This window comes from Streptomyces sp. CB03238 (assembly GCF_002099185.1).
Classification (GTDB): domain Bacteria; phylum Actinomycetota; class Actinomycetes; order Streptomycetales; family Streptomycetaceae; genus Streptomyces.
Genome location: NZ_NBCN01000011.1, coordinates 81,095 through 103,787 on the forward strand (window position 1 = coordinate 81,095; position 22,693 = coordinate 103,787).

Sequence of the window (22,693 nt, forward strand, 5' to 3'; positions counted from 1 at the left end):
CGAAACCCGATGACCTCTGAGCTAGCTGCTCAGTGGGTCTCGGGACGGAGGACCTTGGTCCGGAGGACCGACTCGTTCAGGTTCATCTGGCGGTCGAGCTCCTTGACGACCGCAGGCTCGGCCTGCAGGTCGATGACCGAGTAGATGCCCTCGGGCTTCTTCTTGATCTCGTAAGCGAGACGACGACGGCCCCAGGTGTCGACCTTCTCCACCTTTCCGTTGCCCTCACGGACGACGGAGAGGAAGTTCTCGATCAGCGGGGAGACAGCGCGCTCCTCGAGATCGGGGTCGAGGATGACCATCACCTCGTAGTGACGCATGTGGAACCCACCTCCTTTGGACTCAGCGGCCACGGTCGTTCCGTGGCAGGAGGGTCGTGATGCGTAAGCAACGGTATCGGCCGCCACTGACAATCGCCCTCATCGAGTGAGGGACCCTGATCAGGACATGGACAGACACCGGTGCAGACCGTACAGAGTACCCGCACACCGGCTTCCGGTTGAAATCCCGTGGCCAGGGGACGCAATCTGTACACATCGGGTGCGTGCGGCGCTACGATGCGCCGCCTTCCGGCACAGCCAGGAGGTACCTCATGGCCCAGGCATTCCACCGTCACCCCACCTCGTCGCTCTTCGCCACGGACGGCAAGCCCCATCCGCTCCAGGACACGCTGATGGCGGTGACCCTGGTACTCGGAGCGCTCGCCTTCATCACGGCCCAGTTCCACAACCTCCACCTGATCAGCTCGTGGGCCGGCCTGGTGGGCATCGTCACCGGCGCCTACGGCCAGTACATCTCCGAGACCACACGTGAGCGCACCCTGCTGATCATCGGCATGGGGGCCTCGGCGATCGGTTTCGGCCTCGGGATGGCACACGGCGGCCTCTTCGGCGGTGTCCTCGGTTAGGCCCTCCTGGCGTACGGCCAGTCGGGGCGCTCCCCGGTGCCAGTAGGCTTCGGCGCGAGAGCCGGAGCCCCTGTACCCATGGGGACACACCTGCCGAGGAGCGCCCCGCATGAGCCTGACCCTGAGGACCATCAGCCGAGAGCAGCATCTGGCGTACATCCAGAGCCTGCCTGCGGCGAGTCACTGCCAGGTCCCCGCATGGGCTGATGTGAAGACCGAGTGGCGCTCGGAGAACCTGGGCTGGTTCGACAAGGACGGCCAGTTGGTCGGCGCCGGCCTGGTGCTCTACCGCCAGCTCCCGAAGATCAAGCGGTACCTCGCGTATCTCCCCGAGGGTCCGGTGATCAACTGGTACGCGCCGAACCTGGACGACTGGCTGCAGCCGATGCTGGCGCACCTGAAGAACCAGGGTGCCTTCTCCGTGAAGATGGGCCCGCCGGTCGTCATCCGCCGCTGGGACGCGGCCGCGATCAAGTCCGGCATCCAGGACCCGGACGTCAAGCGCCTGCGTGACGTCGAGGCCTCGCACATCGAGCCGCGCGCCTTCGAGGTGTCCGACCGGCTGCGCAAGATGGGCTGGCAGCAGGGCGAGGACGGCGGCGCCGGCTTCGGCGACGTACAGCCCCGCTATGTCTTCCAGGTTCCGCTGGCGAACCGTTCGCTCGACGATGTCCTCAAGGGCTTCAACCAGCTGTGGCGGCGCAACATCAAGAAGGCCGAGAAGGCCGGCGTCGAGGTCGTCCAGGGCGGCTACGAGGACCTCGCCGAGTGGCAGCGGCTGTACGAGATCACGGCCGTGCGCGACCGGTTCCGGCCCCGCCCCCTGTCGTACTTCCAGCGCATGTGGACCGTCCTCAACAACGAGGACCCCAACCGCATGCGGCTGTACTTCGCGCGCCACAACGGCGTGAACCTGTCGGCGGCCACCATGCTGGTGGTCGGCGGGCACGTCTGGTACTCCTACGGCGCCTCGGACAACATCGGCCGCGAGGTCCGGCCCTCGAACGCGATGCAGTGGCGGATGCTGCGCGACGCCTACGCCATGGGCGCGACCGTCTACGACCTCCGTGGCATCTCCGACTCGCTGGACGAGACGGACCACCTCTTCGGCCTGATCCAGTTCAAGGTCGGCACGGGCGGCGAGGCCGTCGAGTACATCGGCGAGTGGGACTTCCCGCTCAACAAGCTGCTGCACAAGGCGCTCGACATCTACATGTCGCGCCGCTGACGCTTCCGTAGTCTCGTACATACCTTTGATACACCGCAGCCATCAGAAAGGTTCCGGGCCGACCATGGCGCTCTCCCTCTACGTCGACACCGCTCGCTGGCGGGCGCACCAGAAGTCCGTGATCGACCAGTTCCCGGGCCTGGTCCCGGTGTGCAAGGGCAACGGCTACGGCTTCGGTCACGAGCGGCTCTCCGACGAGGCGTCCCGCTTCGGGGCCGACATGCTGGCGGTCGGCACGACGTACGAGGCGGCCCGCATCAAGGACTGGTTCAGCGGTGACCTGCTGGTTTTGACGCCGTTCCGGCGGGGCGAGGAGCCGGTTCCGCTGCCGGACCGGGTGATCCGCTCGGTGTCGTCCGTGGACGGCGTCCACGCCCTGGTCGGCGCCCGGGTCGTCATCGAGTGCATGAGCTCGATGAAGCGGCACGGCATCGGCGAGCACGAGCTGGGCCTGCTGCACGCGGCCATCGAGGACGTCCGCCTGGAGGGCTTCGCGCTGCACCTGCCGCTGGACCGCACGGACGGCACCGACGCCGTCGAGGAGGTCATCGGCTGGATGGACCGGCTGCGCGCGGCCCGGCTGCCGCTGCACACCATGTTCGTCAGCCACCTGAAGGCCCAGGAACAGGCCCGGCTCCAGCAGCAGTTCCCGCAGACCCGGTTCCGGGCCCGCATCGGTACGCGGCTGTGGCTGGGCGACCATGAGGCGACGGAGTACCGGGGCGCGGTCCTGGACGTCACGCGCGTCGCCAAGGGTGACCGTTTCGGCTACCGCCAGCAGAAGGCGGCGTCCGACGGCTGGCTCGTCGTCGTGGCCGGCGGTACCTCGCACGGGGTGGGCCTGGAGGCACCGAAGGCGATGCACGGGGTGATGCCGCGCGCCAAGGGTGTGGCCCGCGCCGGCCTGGCGACGGTCAACCGCAACCTTTCGCCGTTCGTGTGGGCGGGCAAGCAGCGCTGGTTCGCCGAGCCGCCGCACATGCAGGTGTCGATCCTGTTCGTCCCGTCGGACGCCCAGGAGCCGAAGGTCGGCGACGAGCTGGTCGCCCACCTGCGGCACACCACGACCCAGTTCGACCGCCTGGTCGAGCGCTAGAAACGGCGGTCACTCCCGTACGACGCCCCACTCCACACGCGGTCCCTGGACCGCGTGTGCGGCGTGCTGCGGCGGGTGTGCGGCCCGCCCGAGGACGAAGACGTCCTCCGCGCGGTCCAGGACGCCACCGGACGGGTCGTCCGCCCCGTCGCGCCGTACGCCGTCCCGCTCGGGCAGCAGGATGTCCCGTACGACCATGGCGCACAGGAACAGCGTCCCGGCCAGGTGCAGGACGATCGCGAACTGGTAGCCCTCCGTCGGCAGGCCCTGCTTGTTGCCGCTCGTCGTGTACGCCAGGTACATCCAGATCCCGACGAAGTACATGACCTCGCAGGCCTGCCAGACCAGGAAGTCCCGCCAGCGCGGGCGGGCCAGGGCGGCGAGCGGGATCAGCCACAGTACGTACTGCGGTGAGTAGACCTTGTTGGTGAGGATGAACGCGGCGATCACCAGGAAGGCCAGCTGCGCAAAGCGCGGACGGCGCGGTGCGGTGAGCGCCAGTACGGCGACTCCGGCGCACGCCAGCGCCATGAGCACGCTCGCGTACGTGTTGACGGCGTCAGGTGTGATGGTCACGCCGGTGCGCTGGGTGATGATCAGCCAGAAGGACCCGAAGTCGATGCCCCGTTCCTCGCTGAAGGAGTAGAACTTCTTCCAGCCCTCGGGCGCCAGCAGCATCACCGGCACGTTGACCGCGAGCCATGAGGCGGCCGTGCCCATCAGGGCGACCCCGAACTCCCGCCACCGCCAGGCCCGCCAGCACAGCAGCAGCAGCGGCCCGAGCAGCAGGGCCGGATAGAACTTGGCGGCCGTGGCCAGGCCCAGCAGGACTCCGAAGGCCAGCGCCCGGCCCCGGGACCACATCAGCATGGCGGCGGCGGTCAGCGCGACCGCGAGCAGGTCCCAGTTGATGGTGGCCGTGAGCGCGAAGGCGGGCGCCAGGGCGACCAGCAGGGCGTCCCAGGGGCGGTTGCGGTGGGTGCGGGCGACGCAGACGGCGAGGACGGCCACGCAGACCATCAGCATGCCCGCGTTGACCATCCAGTACATCTGCTCGCGGTACTGCAGGTCGCCGTCGAAGGGGAGCGTCAGCCAGGACGCGACCTGCATGAAGAGCCCGGTCAGGACCGGGTATTCGAGGTACTCCATGTCGCCACCGAGGCGGTCGAAGTACGGGATCAGCCCGTCGGCGAAGCCCCGCCCGATGAACAGGTGCGGAATGTCGGAGTAGCAGGCGTGGGTGTACTGCGAGCTGGTGCCGCGGAACCACGCCCAGTTGTAGCAGGGCAGCTTCTGCACCATGCCGAGTGCGAACATCCCGATCGCGACGAGGGCGACCACCCGGACGGGCGTGAGCGCGCTGTCACCCAGCCGTGCCCAGCGGCCGATGGGGCCGCCGATCAGCTCACTGCCGGCGGCTGCGACCTCGTCCCGCCTGGTCGGGGGCACGACGGGCCGGTCCTGGTGGGCGCGCGTCGTCTTCTGTGGGCTCGGCATGGGGACATCCTGCCGTACGGGGCTGTGGGCCGCTGCGGCCTGTGGACAACGCCCTGTGGACAACGCCCTGTGGACAACGCCGAGGGCCGCCGCATCCGGCGTACGCACGCGATGTACGTACCGGATGCGGCGGCCCTCGGCCCTCGGCGGCGGTGGGAACGCCGGGCGCTAGCCCTCCGTTCCGCCGAACCAGCCTCCGGTGCCGCCACCGTTCCCGTTGGTACCTCCGCCGGTGGGCGCCGACGGACTGGGACTGACGCCGCCGGTGGTGGTGCCGCCGTCGTCCGTACCGGCCGTGTCGGTCCCGCCGGTATCGGTCCCGCCGACCTGCCCGCCGTCCTGGCCGCCGTTCTGGCCGCCGTTCTCGTTGTTGCAGTCCCAGTCGAAGGGACCGCACGAGGGCTCCACCGGCTCGGTGCTCTGCGACTGCGACGGGGTCGGCGACGGGCTCTGGGACGGCGTCTGGGAGGGCGTCGGCGAAGGCGTGTCCGAAGGCGTGGGCTCCGGGCTCTTGGCGCCACCGCCGTACACGGTGTCGGCCTCCAGCGCCTCCGGCTCGGGGAACGGGATGACTTCCGCGCCCTTGAGCGCCGTCGACATGTACTTCTGCCAGATCTCCGACGGGAACGACGAACCGTGGATCTTCTCCTGGCCACCGGTGCCGAACATCTTCAGGAACTTGCGGTTCTTGTTCGCCGCGTTGTCATCCATCCGGTACATGTCGATGGCGGTGGCCAGCTGCGGCGTGTAGCCGACGAACCAGGCGGACTTGTTGCCGTCGGTGGTACCGGTCTTGCCGGCGACCTGACGACCCGGGATGGCCGCGTTGTTACCGGTGCCCTCCGGGTCCTCGACGACATCCCGCAGTACGTCGGTGACATTGCTGGCGATCGCGGTCGAGAAGGCCTGCTTGGTCTTGGCCTCGTGCTGGTAGACGACGTCGCCCTCCTGCTCGACCTTGATCACCGAGAACGGGTCACGCTGCTTGCCGTTGGCCGCGAAGGTGGCGTAGGCGCCGGCCATGCGGATGGCGCTGGGGTCGGAGATACCGATCGAGAAGGATGGCACGTTCGCACCGACCAGGCTCTCCTTGCGCAGACCGGCCGCGATTGCCGTCTGCCTGACCTCTTCGATGCCGACGTCCATGCCCAATTGCACGAAGGGCGAGTTCGCCGAATGGATCATCGCCTCACGGAGGTTGATGTCCCCGTAGCTCTTGTCACCGTCGTTGACCTGGAGCCACTCTTCGCCGTCCTCGTTGTGCCAGACGGTGCCGTTGTAGTTCTTGATCTGGAGCTTGTTCTTGCCGTTGTAGTACGTCTTGTCGGGGTCGACCGTCCGGCGCTGATCGGGCCCCTGCACGGCCTCGCCGCTGGGGTCCCGTACGCCGTACTCCATCGCCGCGGCCAGCACGAACGGCTTGAACGTCGAGCCGACCTGGGCACCGGTCTGGTCGGCGTTGTTGGTGAAGTGCTTGGTCGCGTCGGAGCCGCCGTAGATGGCGACGATCGCGCCGGTCTTCGGGTCGACCGAGGCACCGCCGAACTGGACGTGCGTGTCCGTGTCCGGGCGCTTCTTGGGGTCGATGTGTTCGGCCTCGACCTTCTGGACCGCCTCCGCGAGCGCCCTGACCTTGTTCTTGTCGAAGGTCGTGTGGATCTCGTAGCCGCCCAGGGCGAGGTCCTTCGCCGTGATACCCAGGTCGTTGTTGTTGATGAAGTACGCCTTGGCGAGGTCCACCAGGTAGCCGACCTGGCCGCCGAGGCGTGCTTCCTTCTTCGGCTGCTCGGGCATCGGGAACGCGGTGTACTTCGCCCGCTCGGCGTGGTCGAGGCGCCTGTCCTTGACCATCTCGTCGAGGATCCACTTCCACCGCAAGGTGGCCGCCTCCGTGTTGGCGGCCGCCGTGGCCTTGGGGTCGATGTCCGGGGAACCCGCCGGGTCGTAGTAGGTGGCGCCCTTGAGGAGCGTGGCGAGGAAGGCGCACTCGCTGGCGTTCAGCTTGTCGGCGTCCTTCTCGTAGTACGTGCGCGCCGCAGCCTGGATCCCGTACGCACCGCGCCCGTAGTACGAGGTGTTCAGGTAGCCGGCCATGACCTCGCTCTTGGGCTCCTCCACACCGGCCTTCAGGGAGATGAACAGTTCCTTGACCTTGCGGCTCACGGTCTGGCTCTGGTCATTGAGCATGGCGTTCTTCACGTACTGCTGGGTGATGGTGGAACCACCCTGGGTCTGCTCACCCATGGCCATGTTGACCACGGCACGGGCGATACCCATCGGGTCGACGCCCAGGTCGTCATCGAAGGACTTGTTCTCTGCCGAGATCACCGCGTCCTTCATGTCCTGCGGGATTTTGTCGTACGCGAGGATCTGGCGGTTGATCTCACCACCGGTGGCGGCCATCTGCGAGCCGTCCGACCAGTAGTAGACGTTGTTCTGGGCCGTCGCGATCTTGACCGGGTCCGGCACCTCCACCATGGAGTACACGACCGCCGAAGCGCCCAGGACCGAGGCCGCGAACCCCAGGGACAGCCCTGTGACGAGCTTCCAGGACGGCACCCAGCGCCGCCACCCGTACTTGTTGTGGCGCGGGTAGTCGATCAACCGCTTCTTGCCCGGGTTGCCACCCCGGCCGCCCGGGCCACCGTTGTGGCCGCCGCCGCGTCGGCCGCCACCGTGTCCGCCGGCCCCGCCGCCGGCGCCCTCGGCACCGCGGCGGCGTCCGCCTCGCTGGGCCGCCCGGCGCGCCTCGGCACGGCTGCCGTACACCCGCTCCTCGCCACCGCCGCCGTAGGGCTCGGAAGGAGATCCTGGACTGGTTCCTCGCGCCTGAGCCGCCCTGCGGCCTGAGGGCTGCTGGGCGGCTCGTCTGGCCGCGGCACGTCCGCCACCCTGCGGCTGCGGCGGTTTGCGACGGTGCTCGCTCATCGAACGACTACTCCTCGGGCAGGCGAGTACGCCTGGAAGCGGCAGCTGAGTTCCGGTCCCCCCGAAATCGATACGGACCAGCCCTGGCTGGGGCTCATCCGCCATGCACTCAGATCGAGGACGTCGACTGGCGTCGCTTGGTTCCCACTGGTGTGCATGCCGCACAGACTACGCACGCTCAAAAACCTCTGAGGACCGAAGTTCATCCCAAATCAGGCAAGTCGTTTACTGCTAATTGGCTATGTGACGCCGCTCACCCTAGCCGCGCTTGTCGAGGCTTCCAGGCACGTTCTATCGTCAGGATGTATCGAGTCGATACATCAGCACGGCATAAGAGTCGGCGAAGGCGGAGGAGGCGACGGATGAGCAGGCGCTCCGGCATCCTCGAGTTCGCCGTCCTCGGCCTGCTCCGCGAAGCCCCGATGCACGGTTACGAGCTGCGCAAACGGCTCAACACCTCGTTGGGGATCTTCCGGGCCTTCAGCTACGGGACCCTCTACCCCTGCCTCAAGACGCTGGTCGCAAACGGCTGGTTGATCGAGGAACCAGGCAGCGCTCCCGAGGACGCTCTCGCCGCCTCGCTCGCCGGGCGCCGGGCCAAGATCGTCTACCGGCTGACGGCAGAAGGTAAGGAGCACTTCGAGGAGCTCCTGTCCCACACCGGTCCGGATTCCTGGGAGGACGAGCACTTCGCCGCCCGTTTCGCCTTCTTCGGGCAGACGGAGCGCGAAGTGCGTATGCGGGTGCTGGAAGGCCGGCGCAGCCGCCTGGAGGAGCGTCTGGAGAAGATGCGAGCCTCCCTGGCGCGGACGCGCGAGCGCCTGGACGACTACACGCTTGAGCTGCAGCGGCACGGCATGGAGTCCGTGGAGCGCGAAGTGCGCTGGCTGAACGAGCTCATCGAGAGCGAGCGGGCGGGGCGGGATCAGCGACGATCCGGCTCCGGGACACCGGAGGCCGGCCAGGCCCCCGAGGGCCCCGCCGGCGCTCAGCAGGACAACACATCTGGAGAGACGGGCGGCCTGCCCCGGCACGGGGGCAGCACCCGGCCGGATCCGTCCGACGACACCGCCAAGTGAGGCCCTGCGACCTGCAGGGCTTCGAAGATCAACACAGGGAGCAACCGGAATGGGTTCGGTTCGCGTAGCCATCGTCGGCGTGGGCAACTGCGCCGCCTCGCTGGTGCAGGGCGTCGAGTACTACAAGGACGCCGACCCGGCGGCCAAGGTGCCGGGTCTGATGCACGTCCAGTTCGGCGACTACCACGTCGGGGACGTGGAGTTCGTGGCGGCCTTCGACGTCGACGCGAAGAAGGTCGGGCTGGACCTCGCGGACGCGATCGGTGCCAGCGAGAACAACACGATCAAGATCTGCGACGTGCCGTCGACGGGCGTGACCGTTCAGCGCGGCCACACCCTGGACGGCCTGGGCAAGTACTACCGCCAGACCATCGAGGAGTCCTCCGAGACCCCGGTCGACGTCGTCCAGGTCCTCAAGGACAAGCAGGTCGACGTCCTCGTCTGCTACCTGCCGGTCGGCTCCGAGGACGCGGCGAAGTTCTACGCCCAGTGCGCCATCGACGCCAAGGTCGCCTTCGTCAACGCCCTCCCGGTCTTCATCGCCGGCACCAAGGAGTGGGCGGACAAGTTCACCGAGGCCGGCGTGCCGATCGTCGGTGACGACATCAAGTCGCAGGTCGGCGCCACCATCACGCACCGCGTGATGGCGAAGCTGTTCGAGGACCGCGGTGTCCGTCTCGAGCGCACCATGCAGCTGAACGTCGGCGGCAACATGGACTTCAAGAACATGCTCGAGCGTGACCGCCTGGAGTCCAAGAAGATCTCCAAGACGCAGGCCGTCACCTCGCAGATCCCCGACCGTGACATGGGTGACAAGAACGTCCACATCGGTCCGTCCGACTACGTCGCCTGGCTGGACGACCGCAAGTGGGCGTACGTCCGCCTCGAGGGCCGCGCCTTCGGTGACGTCCCGCTGAACCTGGAGTACAAGCTCGAGGTCTGGGACTCGCCCAACTCGGCCGGTGTCATCATCGACGCCCTGCGCGCCGCGAAGATCGCCAAGGACCGGGGCATCGGTGGCCCGATCCTCTCCGCGTCCTCGTACTTCATGAAGTCCCCGCCGGTCCAGTACTTCGACGACGAGGCCTACGAGAACGTCGAGAAGTTCATCAAGGGCGAGGTCGAGCGCTAAGGCTCCACCCCACTCGCCGAAGGTCCCCGTGGCATCTGCCCGGGGGCCTTCGCCGTATGTGACCCTTGCTGCCATGCCTGTCGTACGGGATCTGCGCGTACTCCTGCGCCTGACGAACTTCCGCCGCCTGCTGGCCGTACGACTGCTCTCCCAGTGCGCCGACGGGGTCTATCAGGTCGCCCTCGCCACGTACGTCGTCTTCTCCCCCGAGAAGCAGACCTCGCCCGCCGCGATCGCCTCCGCCATGGCGGTCCTGCTGCTGCCGTACTCGTTCGTCGGCCCGTTCGCCGGCGTCCTGCTGGACCGCTGGCAGCGCCGCCAGGTCTTCCTGTACGGGAACCTGCTGCGCGCCCTGCTCGCCGGCGGCACGGCGTTCCTGATCCTCGCCTCCGTACCGGACTGGCTCTTCTACGCCTCGGCGCTCTCCGTCACGGCCGTCAACCGGTTCGTCCTCGCCGGGCTTTCCGCCTCGCTGCCCCGGGTGGTGGACGCCGACCGGCTCGTGATGGCCAACTCGCTGTCGCCCACCGCCGGCACGCTCGCCGCCACCGCGGGCGGCGGGCTCGCCTTCGTCGTACGACTCGTGGTCGCCGATTCCGACGCGGCGGTGGTGCTGCTGGGCGCCGGCCTCTACCTGTGCTCGGCCCTCGCTTCGCTGCGCATGGGCCGCGACCTGCTCGGCCCCGACCCTGACGTGGTGCAGCCCCGGCTGGGGGCGGCACTGGCCTCGACGGCCCGTGGTCTGGTCGACGGGCTGCGCCATCTGGCCCAGCGGCGGGCGGCGGCCCGGGTGCTCGCCGCGATGACGGTGATGCGCTTCTGCTACGGCGCGCTGACCGTGATGGTGCTGATGCTGTGCCGGTACGCCTGGACGTCGACCCAGTCGGAGGGGCTCGCGTTGCTGGGCCTGGCCGTCGGCATCTCGGGGGCGGGGTTCTTCGCCGCCGCGGTGGTCTCGCCGTGGGCGGTGGAGCGGCTGGGCCAGGGCGGCTGGATGGTGGTGTGCGCCGCGACGGCCGCGGTGCTGGCACCGGCGCTCGGGCTGCCCTTCGCCCCCGTCCCCATACTGATCGCCGCCTTCGTGCTCGGGCTCATCACCCAGGGCACCAAGATCGCGACGGACACGGTGGTGCAGCTCGCGGTGGACGACTCCTACCGGGGACGGGTCTTCTCCCTCTACGACGTGCTCTACAACGCGGCTTTCGTCAGCGCGGCCGGCCTGTCCGCACTGATGCTGCCTTCTGACGGCCGATCCGTCCCACTGGTCGTTCTGGTCGCCGCCCTCTACGCGGGCATCGCCGCCACGCTGCTGCATTGGAGGCGCACCGGAGCCTTGATATAGCGTGCTCGCGTCAATCTGACGATCACACTCTTCGGGGGACACCTATGACGTATCCGCCACAACAGGGCTCCGGGCCCTACGGCCAGCCAGGGCCCTACGGCCAGCAGCCGCCTCAGCCCGGCTACGGATACCCGCAACAGCAGCAGCCCGGCCACGGCCATCCGCAGCAGCAGGCGCCTCATGGCGCACCGCAGCAGCAGATGCAGCCGCCACCGCCTCAGCAGTGGTCGGCCGCACCTCCGCCGCCTCCGCCTCCGTCCCGGCGTGGCGGCATAGGCATTATGAAGATCCTCAAGGGCATCGTCATCGTGATCGGCGTCATCGTGATCGCGGTCGGCTACTTCATGAGCCGGGACGACGCCGACCAGGCGGAAGCCGGCGATTGCATGAAGAACAACGGGACGATGGTGTCACCCGACCTCCAGGTGGTGGAGTGCGGTGGCACCGACGCCGAGTTCAAGGTCGTCGAGGTAATCCCCGACACAGTGGATACCAAGCTCTGCAAGGGCAAGTCCGACATCGGCTACCAGGAGCAGACCAGCGGCCGACGCAGCTCGGGCAAGCAGTTCGTGCTCTGCATCGACGAGATCAAGAAGTAACACGCACGACGAAGGGCGATGTTTCACGTGAAACATCGCCCTTCGTCTTGTGCGTCCCCGCCGTCATGTTTCACGTGAAACATGACCCGGTTCCAGCTCAGCCCTGAGCCGCCCACCACTCCTTGAGCGCGGCGACGGCATCGTCGTACTCCATCGGTCCGTTCTCCAGGCGCAGCTCCAGCAGGAACTTGTACGCCTTGCCGACGGCGGGCCCGGGGCGGATTCCCAGGACCTCCTGGATCTGGTTGCCGTCCAGATCGGGGCGGATGGCGTCCAGCTCCTCCTGTTCCTGGAGCTTCGCGATGCGCTCCTCCAGCCCGTCGTAGGCGCGGGAGAGGGCGGCCGCCTTGCGCTTGTTGCGGGTGGTGCAGTCCGAGCGGGTCAGCTTGTGCAGGCGGCTCAGCAGCGGCCCGGCGTCGCGCACATAGCGGCGGACGGCGGAGTCGGTCCACTCGCCGGTGCCGTACCCATGGAAGCGCAGGTGCAGCTCCACCAGGCGCGAGACGTCCTTGACCATGTCGTTGGAGTACTTGAGCACGGTCATGCGCTTTTTGGTCATCTTGGCGCCGACCACCTCGTGGTGGTGGAAGGAGACCCGGCCGTCCGACTCGAAGCGCCGAGTGCGCGGCTTGCCGATGTCATGTAGCAGCGCCGCAAGCCGCAGCACCAGGTCCGGGCCGTCCTCTTCCAGGTCAATGGCCTGCTCGAGCACGATGAGCGAGTGCTCGTAGACGTCCTTGTGACGGTGATGCTCGTCGCTCTCCAGCCGCAGCGCGGGCAGCTCGGGCAGCACACGCTGAGCGAGACCGGTGTCGACCAGCAGGCCCAGACCCTTGCGCGGGTGCGCGGAGAGGACCAGCTTGTTGAATTCATCCCGTACGCGCTCGGCGGAGACGATCTCGATCCGCTCGGCCATTCCCTTCATCGCGTCCACGACCTCGGGAGCGACCTCGAAGTCGAGCTGCGCGGCGAACCGCGCGGCTCGCATCATGCGCAGCGGATCGTCGGAGAAGGAGTCCTCGGGCGTCCCCGGCGTCCGCAGAACGCGCTGCGCCAGGTCCTCCAGGCCGCCGTGCGGATCGATGAACTCCTTCTGGGGCAGCGCGACGGCCATCGCGTTGACCGTGAAGTCACGACGGACCAGGTCCTCATCGATGGAGTCGCCGTAGGAGACCTCCGGCTTGCGCGAGGTCCTGTCGTACGCCTCGGAGCGGTACGTCGTGATTTCGATCTGGTAGCCCGCTTTGTGCGCGCCCACCGTGCCGAAGGCGATCCCGACCTCCCACACCGCGTCGGCCCATGGCCGGACGATCTTCAGAACGTCCTCGGGGCGGGCATCGGTAGTGAAGTCCAGGTCATTGCCGAGCCGACCGAGCAGTGCGTCCCGTACCGAGCCACCGACCAGGGCGAGGCTGAACCCGGCGTCCTGGAAGCGGCGGGCAAGATCGTCGGCTACGGGGGACACGCGCAGTAGTTCACTGACCGCGCGGCGTTGCACCTGGCTCAGTGCAGTCGGGTTGTCTTCGTTGGCGTTCGGCACAACAGAAAAGGGTACGTGCCCGGACCCGGGGCAGCGTCCCGGTTTTCGGCGGCCCGGCACCCGGCTCTCAGCTTCTTCCTCACCACGCTTCTCCGATCATGTGGAGCAGTCCGCGGCACTTAGCCACGGCGCGCCTCGTTACCATGCGTGGACGCAGGAACCGACGAACCACCAACGGCAACAGACGACGAGGACGGGCGAGCGCGTGGCCGAGGCGGCAGACTTCCAGAGCACGAGTCGCTCTCCTGCCCGGCGGTGGCTACGGCGTACGGCCTCCGCCATCGTCAGTGTGCCGCTGCTGGCCGGCCTGCTGTACGTCCCCTCGGCGCCCGCCTCCGCCGCGGAGAAGGCCGCGGAATCCCGCACCGTCGATGTGTCCCTGGACACGTTCACGCCCTCCACGCCGGTCGAGGGGGACACCCTCACGATCAGCGGCACGGTGACCAATGAGGGCAAGGAGACGGTCAACGGAGCGCAGGTGGACCTGCGGGTGGGATCGCGCATGTCCAGCCGGGGCGAGATCGACGCGGTGGCCAAGCGCGCCGGCTTCGCGCCGGCCAATGACGGCGCGGCGCTGGGCGGCCCGTACAGCATCAAGATCCCGAAGCTGGCGGCCGGCATCAGCAAGGACTTCAGCATCGCCGTGCCGGTCGAGAAGCTGGGACTCGACGAGGACGGTGTCTACCAACTCGGCGTCTCCCTCTCGGGCCGGACCGGGAGCACCCCGTACGCCCAGGTGCTGGGCATCGAGCGGACCTTCCTGCCCTGGCAGCCGGAGGCGACGGAGAAGAAGACCCCTGTCACCTATCTCTGGCCGTTGATCTCCTCGACCCACCTGTCCGCGGAGACCGGCTCGGACGATCAGCAAACCCCGGTGTTCGAGGACGACGACCTGGCCGCCGAGCTCGCCCCGGGCGGACGGCTGGAGCGGCTGGTCTCCCTCGGTGCCGAGCTGCCCGTCACCTGGGTCGTCGACCCGGACCTGCTCGCCACCGTCGACGCGATGACCGGGAACTACCAGGTGAAGGACGGGAACGAACGGGTCCCGGGCAAGAACCAGGCCGTCGCCAAGCAATGGCTGAACGCCCTCGACAAGGCGGTGCAGGGCAGCAAGGTGATCGCGCTGCCGTACGCGGACCCCGACCTGGCCTCCCTCGCCCACCGGGGCAAGGACGTGTCCGGCTCGTTGAGCCATCTGCAGTCGGCCACGGAGGTCGCCGAGTCCACGGTCGAGACCATCCTCCATGTGAAGCCGTCCGTGGACTTCGCCTGGCCGGTCGACGGAGCGGTCGACCCGTCGATCGTCGACGTCGCCACCTCGGCCGGCGCCGACAAGATGATCGCCCGCAGCGACAGCATCCGCGACGAACTGCCCTACACGCCCACCGCCGCCCGGCCCATCGGCGGCGGAACCACCGCCGTCGTGGCAGACGCCTCGCTGTCCACGGCCTTCCAGGGCGATATGACCGGGGCGGGCGTCTCCACCCTGGCCGTCCAGCAGTTCCTGGCCCACACGCTGGCCGTGACCCAGCAGCAGCCGGGCAAGCTGCGCAGCATCGTCATCGCACCGCAGCGCATGCCGACCACCGCGCAGGCCCAGTCGATGGCGACCGCGGTGCGCGCCCTGTCCGCGCAGCGCTGGACCCAGCCCAGCGACCTGATCGAGGCGGCCGCGGCCAAACCGGACGACCGAGCCACGACGAAGGTCCCGGGCGCCAGGAAGTACCCGGCCAAGCTGCGCAAGCAGGAGCTGCCCGTCCAGGCCTTCCAGGGCATGAAGACCACCCAGGACACCCTGGACAACTTCAAGGTCATCCTGACGATGGCGTCCCGGGTGGTGACGCCCTTCGGCAACGCGATCAACCGGGAGATGTCGACGTCCTGGCGCGGCCGTGGCGCGCCCGCCAAGGCGTACCGGGCGAGCGTCCAGCAGCATCTGCTCGACCTCACCACCGAGGTACAGCTGATCGAGAAGTCGGACCTGACCCTGTCGGGCCGCAGCGCCACCATCCCCGTCACCGTGCAGAACCAGCTCCTGCAGGACGTCGAGCACCTGGTGCTGCGCCTGACGTCGACCAAGCCGACCCGCTTGAAGCTGAACGGCGGCAACGCCGTGGCCGAACTTCCGGTGAAGATCGCCGGGGGTCACAGCCAGTCGGTGAAGTTCACGGCCTCCGCCAACGCCAACGGCCCGGTCCCGATGACGGCCCAGCTGTACACGGAGGACGGCAAGCCGTACGGCAAGCCGATGAACTTCACCGTCAAGGTCTCCGAGATCACGCCGACGGTGATGCTGGTGATCGCCGGCGGGTTCCTGCTGCTCGCTCTCGCCGGTATCAGGATGTACACGCACCGAAAGCGCAGCGCGGCACGCGAGGCCGACGCGGAGGCGGAGTCCGGGACCGGGACGCGGACGGAGCCCGAGACGTCCGGTGGGGCCGCGCGGAGCGAGGATCCCGAGCAGCCGAGTGACCCGACACCGGACACCGGAGCGCAAAGCACCGACCCGTCGGGCCAGGGTGAGAAAGTGGACCGTTGAGCGATGTCGTGGCCGGTCGGCCGGGGACGATGAGGTGGGGTACACCATGAACGCGCCGTATGACGGTGACCGCGGTCAAGGCGCGGGCGGCGGCAGCGCGCCTTCCGGCGAGATGCCCCCCGCGGCGGGCCATGTCCCGCCCCCGGCCCCGCCGCCGGCCCCGGATCCCTACGTCCAGCACGCCTACGAGCAGGATCCGTACGGCAGCCAGGACCTCTCCGCCCAGGACCCGGTCGGCGAGGCGCTCTACGACAGAGCCGCGCACCCGCCGCCCCCGCCCGGCACCTACGAGGAGCCACCGCCGCTCTACCAGCAGCCCGCCGCGCCCCAGTACGCCCCGGACCCCCGGATCTGGGCGCAGACCCCGCCGCCCGAGCCCGACGGCCCGTCCCGTCACCTTCCCTACGGCGACGACGCCAGGACCGTTCAGTTCACCGGCGTGGACGACCTCGTCACGCGCGCCGGGGAGGAGCAGCCCGAGCCGGACGCGTTCGCGCACCTCTACCGCGACCAGCAGGGCCACGGGCAGCAGCAGCCCGCCCCGCAGGAACCCGAACCGGCGCCCGCGGCCGCGCCCGCACCGAAGAAGTCCGGCGGCCGCGCCTCCGGCCTGCTGAAGTCGAGCGCCGTGATGGCGGCCGGCACGCTGGTCTCCCGCCTCACCGGCTTCGTACGCAGCCTGGTGATCACCGGTGCCCTGGGCGCCGCTCTGCTCGGTGACACCTACACCGTGGCGGCCACCCTGCCCACGATGATCTACATCCTGACCGTCGGCGGCGGCCTCAACTCGGTCTTCGTCCCGCAGCTCGTCCGCTCCATGAAGGACGACGAGGACGGTGGCGAGGCGTACGCCAACCGGCTGCTGACGCTCGTGATGGTCGCGCTGGGCGTGATCGTCACCATCGCCGTCTTCGGCGCCCCGCTGCTGATCCGCGCGATGTCCGACACGATCGCGAGTGACGCGGCCGCCAACAGCGTGGCCGTCACCTTCGCCCGTTTCTGCCTGCCCACGATCTTCTTCATGGGCGTGCACGTGGTGATGGGTCAGATCCTCAACGCCCGGGGCCGGTTCGGCGCGATGATGTGGACCCCGGTCCTCAACAACATCGTCGTGATCTTCACCTTCTCCATGTTCATCTGGGTCTACGGCTCCTCCGCCGAGTCCGAGATGGGCGTCACGACCATTCCGGACGAAGGCATCCGCCTCCTCGGCATCGGCACGCTGCTGGGCCTGGTGGTCCAGGCCCTGGCGATGGTGCCGTACCTGCGCGAGGCCGGCTTCCGCTTCCGCCCCCGCTTCGACTGGAAGGGCCACGGGCTCGGCAAGACGGTCAAACTCGCCAAGTGGACCGTTTTGTTCGTCCTCGCCAACCAGGCCGGTGTCGTCGTCGTCACCCAGCTCGCCACGGCGGCCGGCAAGGCCTCCGGCCAGGACGGCGCGGGTTTCCTCGCGTACTCCAACGCCCAGCTCATCTGGGGCATGCCGCAGGCCATCATCACCGTCTCGGTCATGGCCGCGCTGCTGCCGCGCATCTCGCGCGCCGCCCACGACAACGACCCGGGTGCCGTCCGCGACGACATCTCACAGGGCCTGCGGAACTCCGCCGTCGCGATCGTCCCCGTGTCCTTCATGTTTCTGGCCCTCGGCGTCCCGATGTGCACCCTGCTGTACGCGTCCAGCGGAACCGAGGCCGCCCGCAGCATGGGCTTCATCCTGATGGCGTTCGGACTCGGCCTGATCCCCTACTCGGTGCAGTACGTCGTCCTGCGCGGCTTCTACGCCTACGAGGACACCCGAACGCCCTTCTACAACACGGTGATCGTGGCCGGTGTCAACGCGGCGGCCTCGGCGGCCTGCTACGTCCTCCTGCCCGCCCGGTGGGCCGTCGTCGGCATGGCGGCCTCCTACGGCCTCGCGTACGCCGTCGGCGTCGGTGTGGCCTGGCGGCGGCTGCGCAACCGGCTGGGAGGCGACCTGGACGGCGCGCACGTCGTCCGCACCTACGCCCGGCTCTGCATGGCGTCCGTCCCGGCGGCGGTCATCGGCGGCGCCGCGGGCTTCGGCATCCTCGAAGGCCTCGGCGACGGCGCGCTGGGCTCGCTCGTGGCACTGGCCGGCGGTGGGATCGTACTGATGGGCGTGTTCTACGTCGCGGCACGGAAGATGCGGATCGAAGAGCTCAACGCCATGGTCGGCATGGTCCGCGGCCGTCTCGGACGCTGACGGCACGGGCGAGCACAACCATCGTCGGCGACCGCGTGTCGTGCATAGCGCCGGACTGTGGGCACAATTGGCATGGCTGTTGGATGTGGCGCAACGGATGGGGAGGCAGGAACGACGGTGGCGGAACGTAGCACGGCTGCCGTCGACGTGGCCGACAACAGCGGAGACAACCCGCTGACCGCCAAGGCGGACAAGGCCGCGAGCGACGGGGTGGCGGAAGCGCGGGACACGGCGGAGCAGTCCGCCCGGGACAGCGACGGCGAACGGCGGGACAGCGAGCAGTCCGTCATCACGACGCCCGAGCTCCACAGTGGCCACAAGCTCGCCAGACGCTACCGGCTCGAGGAGTGCGTCACCCGTCTGGACGGTTTCAGCAGTTGGCGTGCCGTCGACGAGAAACTGCGCCGTGCCGTCGGGGTCCATATCCTCCCCGCCGACCACCCGAGAGCCCGATCGGTCCTGGCCGCGGCACGTTCCTCGGCGCTCCTCGGCGATCCCCGGTTCGTACAGGTCCTGGACGCCGTCGAGGAGAACGACCTCGTCTACGTCGTCCACGAGTGGCTGCCGGACGCCACCGAGCTCACCGCGCTGCTCGCGGCCGGCCCGCTGGAGGCGCACGACGCCTACCAACTCGTCAGCCAGGTCTCCCAGGCCATGGCCGCCGCCCACCGCGAGGGCCTCGCCCACCTGCGGCTCACCCCGAGCGCCGTCCTGCGCAGTTCCACCGGCCAGTACAGGATCCGCGGACTCGCCGTGAACGCCGCGCTCCGCGGCATCAGCGCCGAGCGCCCTCAGCGCACCGACACCGAGGCGATCGGCGCTCTGCTGTACGCGGCGCTGACGAAGCGGTGGCCGTACGAGAACGACGCCTACGGCCTGTCGGGGCTGCCCAAGGGCGTCGGACTGATCCCGCCGGACCAGGTGCGGGCCGGTGTGCACCGCGGGCTGTCCGAGATCGCGATGCGGGCCCTGGTCAATGACGGCGCGACCGCGTCCCGCCAGGAGCCGCCCTGCACCACGCCCGACGAGCTCGCCAAGGCCGTCGCGGCCATGCCCCGCATCCGCCCGCCGGAGCCCGACTTCCCGACCCCGCCCGAGTACCAGCGCACGACGTACCAGCAGGGCAACTACGGCCGCCCCCAGGCGCGCCCCGGCTCGGCGGCCACCGCGGCCTCACCGCTCCCGCCGCCTCCACTGCAGAGCCGCACGGGCAAGGCCCTCAAGTGGGCCGTCTCGGCACTCCTCATCGCCGCCCTGGGTCTGGGCAGCTGGCAGGTCGCCGACAAGCTGCTGGGCCACCGTGCCGAGCGGGAGACCCCTGTCGCTCCACAGAAGGGTCCCACTGACGACAAGAAGCCCGTCGAGTCCGGCAAGCCGATCCCGATCACCGACGCCCATGACTTCGACCCGCTGGGTGACGGTTCGGAGAAGCCGCGGGACATAGAGAACGCCTACGACGGTGACTTGGGATCGTTCTGGCAGACGGACGGCTACTACAGGGCGGATCTGGGTGGTCTGAAGCCGGGCGTCGGCATGGTGCTGGACCTCGGCAAGGCCCAGCCTGTCGGTACGGTGGAGCTCACCTTCGAGGGTGAGACCTCGGTCGAGCTGAGGACAGCCGCCGCTGACAGGACCGACCAGCCGAGTGACGTCGACAGTTACACCGTGGTCGCCTCCGGTTCCGGTTCCAAGGTCACGTTGAAGCCCGCCAAGCCGGTGACGGCACGGTATGTACTGGTCTGGCTGACGAAGCTTCCGGCGAGTGCCGAAGGGAACTTCCGCGGCAAGATCTCCGACATCAAGATCACCACCTGACGAACCAGGGGAGGGGGCTCACCGTTGGACGATGCCGAACCGGGCGGCGTAACCGACCAGGATCTCCTGGCGCGCCATGTCGCCGGAGATCCGGACGCCTTCGGTGAGCTCGTACGCCGCCATCGTGACCGGCTCTGGGCCGTCGCCCTCCGCACGTTGGGGGACCGTGAGGAGGCCGCCGACGCCGTCCAGGACGCTCTCGTGTCCGCCTTCCGGGCCGCACATACCTTCCGTGGCCAGTCAGCCGTCACGACCTGGCTGCACCGCATCACCGTGAACGCCTGTCTCGACCGGGCTCGCAAGGCGGCCTCACGCAAGACGTCGCCCGTCGACGACACCGAGCGGCTGGAACAGCTCCTGGAGCCGCACGAGTCCGCCGAGGCCCCGGCCGAGCGGCAGGCTCTCCACCGCGAACTGCTGGCCGCCCTCGCGAAGCTCCCCGCCGATCAGCGTGCCGCTCTGGTGCTCGTGGACATGCAGGGCTATCCCGTCGCCGAGGCCGCACGCGTCCTGGACGTGCCGACGGGGACCGTCAAAAGCCGCTGCGCGCGAGGGAGGGCCCGGCTGCTTCCCCTGCTCACTCATCTGCGCAGTGACACCGTGGATAACGGCAGCCCCGACCGGGGAAGGAACCGGACGCCAGGGACATCCGTCCCACCGGCGTCGGGACCAAGGGATGCAGGACCGAGTGATCCTGCTGCTGTGAAGGGCGGAGGTGGGCGCGCGTGACATCCACGACCGACACGACTCAGCACCCGGACGTCTCGGAGATCTCCGACCTCACCGAAGGGCTCCTCCCGCCGTCCCGTACGGCGGACGTACGCGCGCATCTGGACAGCTGCGAGCTGTGCGCCGATGTCCGGTCCTCGCTGGAGGAGATCCGCGGGCTCCTGGGCACCCTCCCGGGCCCCGCCCGGATGCCGGCCGACATCGCCGAGCGCATCGACGCCGCCCTGGCGGCCGAAGCACTGCTGGATGCCACCGCCCCCGCAGAGGCGACGGAGCATGTTTCACGTGAAACATCGCCCGCCACCGCCACCCCCGAGCCCATCCCTGCCGACCGCCCTGCCGACCGCCCCGCCGGCCGTCCGCGCACGGCCACCGGCCCCGGCCGTGGGCGTCCCGCACGGCGTCGCCGCCGTACCGCAGTGCTCTACGCGGTCTTCGGGGCCGCCGCGCTGGGAGTCAGTGTCCTTCTCTTCCAGGCCGTCCAGCCTTCCGGGGACGACCCGGCCGGGTCCAAGACGGTCGACACCGCCGTCAGCGCGCCCCACAACAGGACGTTCTCCGGCTCAGCCGTCGAGGACCGGGTGGAAGCGCTCCTGGCCGCCGAAAAGCCCCCCAAGGCTCCCCGCAGCGAGAAGCAGCAACCCCCGTCCGTCGACAACCCGTCGACGATGACCGCCGACGAGGGGGTGACGGTCCCGTCCTGTATTCAGAACGGGACCGGCCGCAGCGACCAGGCTCTGGCAGCCGAGCCGGGCACCTACGAAGGCAGGCCCGCCTATCTGGTGGTCCTGCCGCACGCCACAGACCCGTCTCAGGTCCAGGCGTACGTCCTCGATGCGTCCTGCATCACCACGCAGAAGAGCAGCAAGGCGGACGTCCTGCTGACACACGCCTACCCTCGCTCCTGACACACGCCTCCGTGCCGCTCTACGCCTTCGGGAATGCACGCCCCGTAGGATCCGTTGGGTGGGGTGAGAGTCCTTGACCCGGCCCCCGTAGGCAGTAGGCAGTCTGCAGAGACGAGGAAGAAACCCGTGAGCGACGTCCGTAACGTGATCATCATCGGTTCCGGGCCCGCCGGCTACACGGCCGCGCTGTATACGGCGCGAGCCTCGCTGAAGCCGCTGGTCTTCGAAGGTGCCGTCACCGCCGGTGGTGCGCTCATGAACACGACCGAGGTCGAGAACTTCCCCGGCTTCCGAGACGGGATCATGGGCCCGGACCTGATGGACAACATGCGGGCCCAGGCGGAGCGCTTCGGCGCCGAACTCGTGCCCGATGATGTCGTCTCGGTCGACCTGACGGGCGACATCAAGACGGTGACCGACACGGCCGGCACCGTGCACCGCGCCAAGGCCGTGATCGTGACGACCGGCTCCCAGCACCGCAAGCTGGGCCTGCCGAACGAGGACGCGCTGTCGGGCCGCGGCGTCTCCTGGTGCGCCACCTGCGACGGGTTCTTCTTCAAGGACCAGGACATCGCCGTGGTGGGCGGCGGCGACACCGCCATGGAGGAGGCGACCTTCCTCTCCCGGTTCGCCAAGTCCGTCACCATCGTCCACCGCCGGGACACCCTGCGCGCCTCCAAGGCCATGCAGGAGCGTGCCTTCGCCGACCCGAAGATCAAGTTCGCTTGGGACAGCGAGGTCGCGGCAATCCACGGCGAGCAGAAGCTCACCGGTCTGACGCTCCGCAACACCAAGACCGGCGAGACCTCCGAGCTGCCGGTGACCGGCCTGTTCATCGCCGTGGGCCACGACCCTCGCACGGAGCTGTTCAAGGGCCAGCTGGAGCTCGACGACGAGGGCTACCTCAAGGTGGACGCGCCGTCGACGCGCACCAACCTGACCGGTGTCTTCGGCGCTGGTGACGTCGTGGACCACACCTACCGCCAGGCGATCACGGCCGCCGGTACGGGCTGCTCCGCCGCGCTCGACGCCGAGCGCTTCCTGGCGGCTCTCGCCGATGGTGAGAAGGCCGCCGAGCCGGAGAAGACCGCCGCGGTCTGACCACCAATCCCCACCCACACCCCGCGAAG

At 68.9% G+C, this 22,693-nt stretch carries 17 protein-coding genes; 13 read left to right on the top strand and 4 right to left on the bottom strand.

All coding sequences use genetic code 11. The features are described from left to right. Positions 1 to 29: 29 nt before the first annotated feature. Positions 30 to 320, bottom strand: a complete 291-nt coding sequence (rpsF, locus tag BKD26_RS21460) for a 30S ribosomal protein S6 (RefSeq protein WP_004950685.1) — start codon at positions 318 to 320, stop codon at positions 30 to 32. A gap of 272 nt (positions 321 to 592) precedes the next feature. Between rpsF and BKD26_RS21465 the strand changes: the two genes are divergently transcribed. From BKD26_RS21465 to BKD26_RS21475, 3 genes are all read left to right on the top strand, one after another. Continuing rightward, positions 593 to 907, top strand: a complete 315-nt coding sequence (locus BKD26_RS21465) for a hypothetical protein (RefSeq protein ID WP_084900631.1) — start codon at positions 593 to 595, stop codon at positions 905 to 907. 109 nt (positions 908 to 1,016) lie between these two features. Continuing rightward, entirely contained in the window at positions 1,017 to 2,135 is a 1,119-nt protein-coding gene (locus tag BKD26_RS21470) for a peptidoglycan bridge formation glycyltransferase FemA/FemB family protein (protein WP_084900633.1), read from the top strand. A gap of 64 nt (positions 2,136 to 2,199) precedes the next feature. Further along, positions 2,200 to 3,231 (top strand): alanine racemase, encoded by a 1,032-nt coding sequence (locus BKD26_RS21475; protein ID WP_073756473.1) that lies wholly within the window; start codon positions 2,200 to 2,202, stop codon positions 3,229 to 3,231. 9 nt (positions 3,232 to 3,240) lie between these two features. Here the strand turns inward: BKD26_RS21475 and BKD26_RS21480 are convergent, their stop codons facing one another. Beyond that, positions 3,241 to 4,728: a glycosyltransferase 87 family protein gene (locus BKD26_RS21480; protein WP_084900635.1), complete on the bottom strand. Its 1,488-nt coding sequence runs from the start codon at positions 4,726 to 4,728 to the stop codon at positions 3,241 to 3,243. 168 nt (positions 4,729 to 4,896) lie between these two features. Continuing rightward, positions 4,897 to 7,656: a transglycosylase domain-containing protein gene (locus BKD26_RS21485; protein ID WP_084900638.1), complete on the bottom strand. Its 2,760-nt coding sequence runs from the start codon at positions 7,654 to 7,656 to the stop codon at positions 4,897 to 4,899. 362 nt (positions 7,657 to 8,018) lie between these two features. On the opposite strand from BKD26_RS21485, the gene BKD26_RS21490 reads away from it, so the two are divergent. From BKD26_RS21490 to BKD26_RS41420, 4 genes are all read left to right on the top strand, one after another. Further along, a complete protein-coding gene (locus BKD26_RS21490; protein ID WP_084900641.1) occupies positions 8,019 to 8,735 on the top strand; it encodes a PadR family transcriptional regulator in 717 nt (238 codons plus the stop codon). Positions 8,736 to 8,784: 49 nt separating this feature from the next. Then, positions 8,785 to 9,867, top strand: a complete 1,083-nt coding sequence (locus tag BKD26_RS21495) for an inositol-3-phosphate synthase (RefSeq protein WP_084900642.1) — start codon at positions 8,785 to 8,787, stop codon at positions 9,865 to 9,867. A gap of 73 nt (positions 9,868 to 9,940) precedes the next feature. Continuing rightward, a complete protein-coding gene (locus BKD26_RS21500) occupies positions 9,941 to 11,209 on the top strand; it encodes an MFS transporter (protein ID WP_084900646.1) in 1,269 nt (422 codons plus the stop codon). Positions 11,210 to 11,490: 281 nt separating this feature from the next. After that, entirely contained in the window at positions 11,491 to 11,808 is a 318-nt protein-coding gene (locus tag BKD26_RS41420; RefSeq protein ID WP_241518766.1) for a hypothetical protein, read from the top strand. A 97-nt stretch (positions 11,809 to 11,905) separates the two neighbouring features. Here the strand turns inward: BKD26_RS41420 and BKD26_RS21510 are convergent, their stop codons facing one another. Next, positions 11,906 to 13,348 carry a CCA tRNA nucleotidyltransferase gene (locus BKD26_RS21510; protein ID WP_084900651.1) on the bottom strand — a complete coding sequence of 481 codons (1,443 nt, stop codon included), beginning with the start codon at positions 13,346 to 13,348 and terminating at the stop codon, positions 11,906 to 11,908. Positions 13,349 to 13,553: 205 nt separating this feature from the next. Between BKD26_RS21510 and BKD26_RS21515 the strand changes: the two genes are divergently transcribed. The 6 genes from BKD26_RS21515 (at position 13,554) to trxB (ending at position 22,664) form a co-directional block, all read left to right on the top strand. After that, positions 13,554 to 15,887 (top strand): DUF6049 family protein, encoded by a 2,334-nt coding sequence (locus BKD26_RS21515; RefSeq protein ID WP_084900654.1) that lies wholly within the window; start codon positions 13,554 to 13,556, stop codon positions 15,885 to 15,887. A gap of 46 nt (positions 15,888 to 15,933) precedes the next feature. Further along, positions 15,934 to 18,111, top strand: coding sequence for a murein biosynthesis integral membrane protein MurJ (gene murJ, locus BKD26_RS21520; RefSeq protein WP_084901180.1), 2,178 nt, complete (start codon positions 15,934 to 15,936; stop codon positions 18,109 to 18,111). 117 nt (positions 18,112 to 18,228) lie between these two features. Then, a complete protein-coding gene (locus BKD26_RS21525) occupies positions 18,229 to 19,926 on the top strand; it encodes a protein kinase family protein (RefSeq protein WP_084900657.1) in 1,698 nt (565 codons plus the stop codon). Between the two features lie 24 nt (positions 19,927 to 19,950). Continuing rightward, on the top strand, positions 19,951 to 20,655 hold the full coding sequence (gene sigM / locus BKD26_RS21530) for an RNA polymerase sigma factor SigM (RefSeq protein WP_084900660.1): 705 nt from the start codon (positions 19,951 to 19,953) through the stop codon (positions 20,653 to 20,655). Further along, positions 20,652 to 21,563, top strand: coding sequence for a zf-HC2 domain-containing protein (locus tag BKD26_RS21535; protein WP_084900662.1), 912 nt, complete (start codon positions 20,652 to 20,654; stop codon positions 21,561 to 21,563). Before sigM ends, BKD26_RS21535 begins: the two co-directional genes overlap by 4 nt. 126 nt (positions 21,564 to 21,689) lie before the next feature. Next, positions 21,690 to 22,664, top strand: coding sequence for a thioredoxin-disulfide reductase (gene trxB, locus BKD26_RS21540; RefSeq protein WP_084900665.1), 975 nt, complete (start codon positions 21,690 to 21,692; stop codon positions 22,662 to 22,664). Positions 22,665 to 22,693: the final 29 nt, after the last annotated feature.

Bases quoted from the DNA above. Each gene is read 5' to 3' on its own strand.
- rpsF (WP_004950685.1), bottom strand. From the start codon at position 320: ATGCGTCACTACGAGGTGATGGTCATCCTCGACCCCGATCTCGAGGAG.
- BKD26_RS21465 (WP_084900631.1), top strand. From the start codon at position 593: ATGGCCCAGGCATTCCACCGTCACCCCACCTCGTCGCTCTTCGCCACG.
- BKD26_RS21470 (WP_084900633.1), top strand. From the start codon at position 1,017: ATGAGCCTGACCCTGAGGACCATCAGCCGAGAGCAGCATCTGGCGTAC.
- BKD26_RS21475 (WP_073756473.1), top strand. From the start codon at position 2,200: ATGGCGCTCTCCCTCTACGTCGACACCGCTCGCTGGCGGGCGCACCAG.
- BKD26_RS21480 (WP_084900635.1), bottom strand. From the start codon at position 4,728: ATGCCGAGCCCACAGAAGACGACGCGCGCCCACCAGGACCGGCCCGTC.
- BKD26_RS21485 (WP_084900638.1), bottom strand. From the start codon at position 7,656: ATGAGCGAGCACCGTCGCAAACCGCCGCAGCCGCAGGGTGGCGGACGT.
- BKD26_RS21490 (WP_084900641.1), top strand. From the start codon at position 8,019: ATGAGCAGGCGCTCCGGCATCCTCGAGTTCGCCGTCCTCGGCCTGCTC.
- BKD26_RS21495 (WP_084900642.1), top strand. From the start codon at position 8,785: ATGGGTTCGGTTCGCGTAGCCATCGTCGGCGTGGGCAACTGCGCCGCC.
- BKD26_RS21500 (WP_084900646.1), top strand. From the start codon at position 9,941: ATGCCTGTCGTACGGGATCTGCGCGTACTCCTGCGCCTGACGAACTTC.
- BKD26_RS41420 (WP_241518766.1), top strand. From the start codon at position 11,491: ATGAAGATCCTCAAGGGCATCGTCATCGTGATCGGCGTCATCGTGATC.
- murJ (WP_084901180.1), top strand. From the start codon at position 15,934: ATGAACGCGCCGTATGACGGTGACCGCGGTCAAGGCGCGGGCGGCGGC.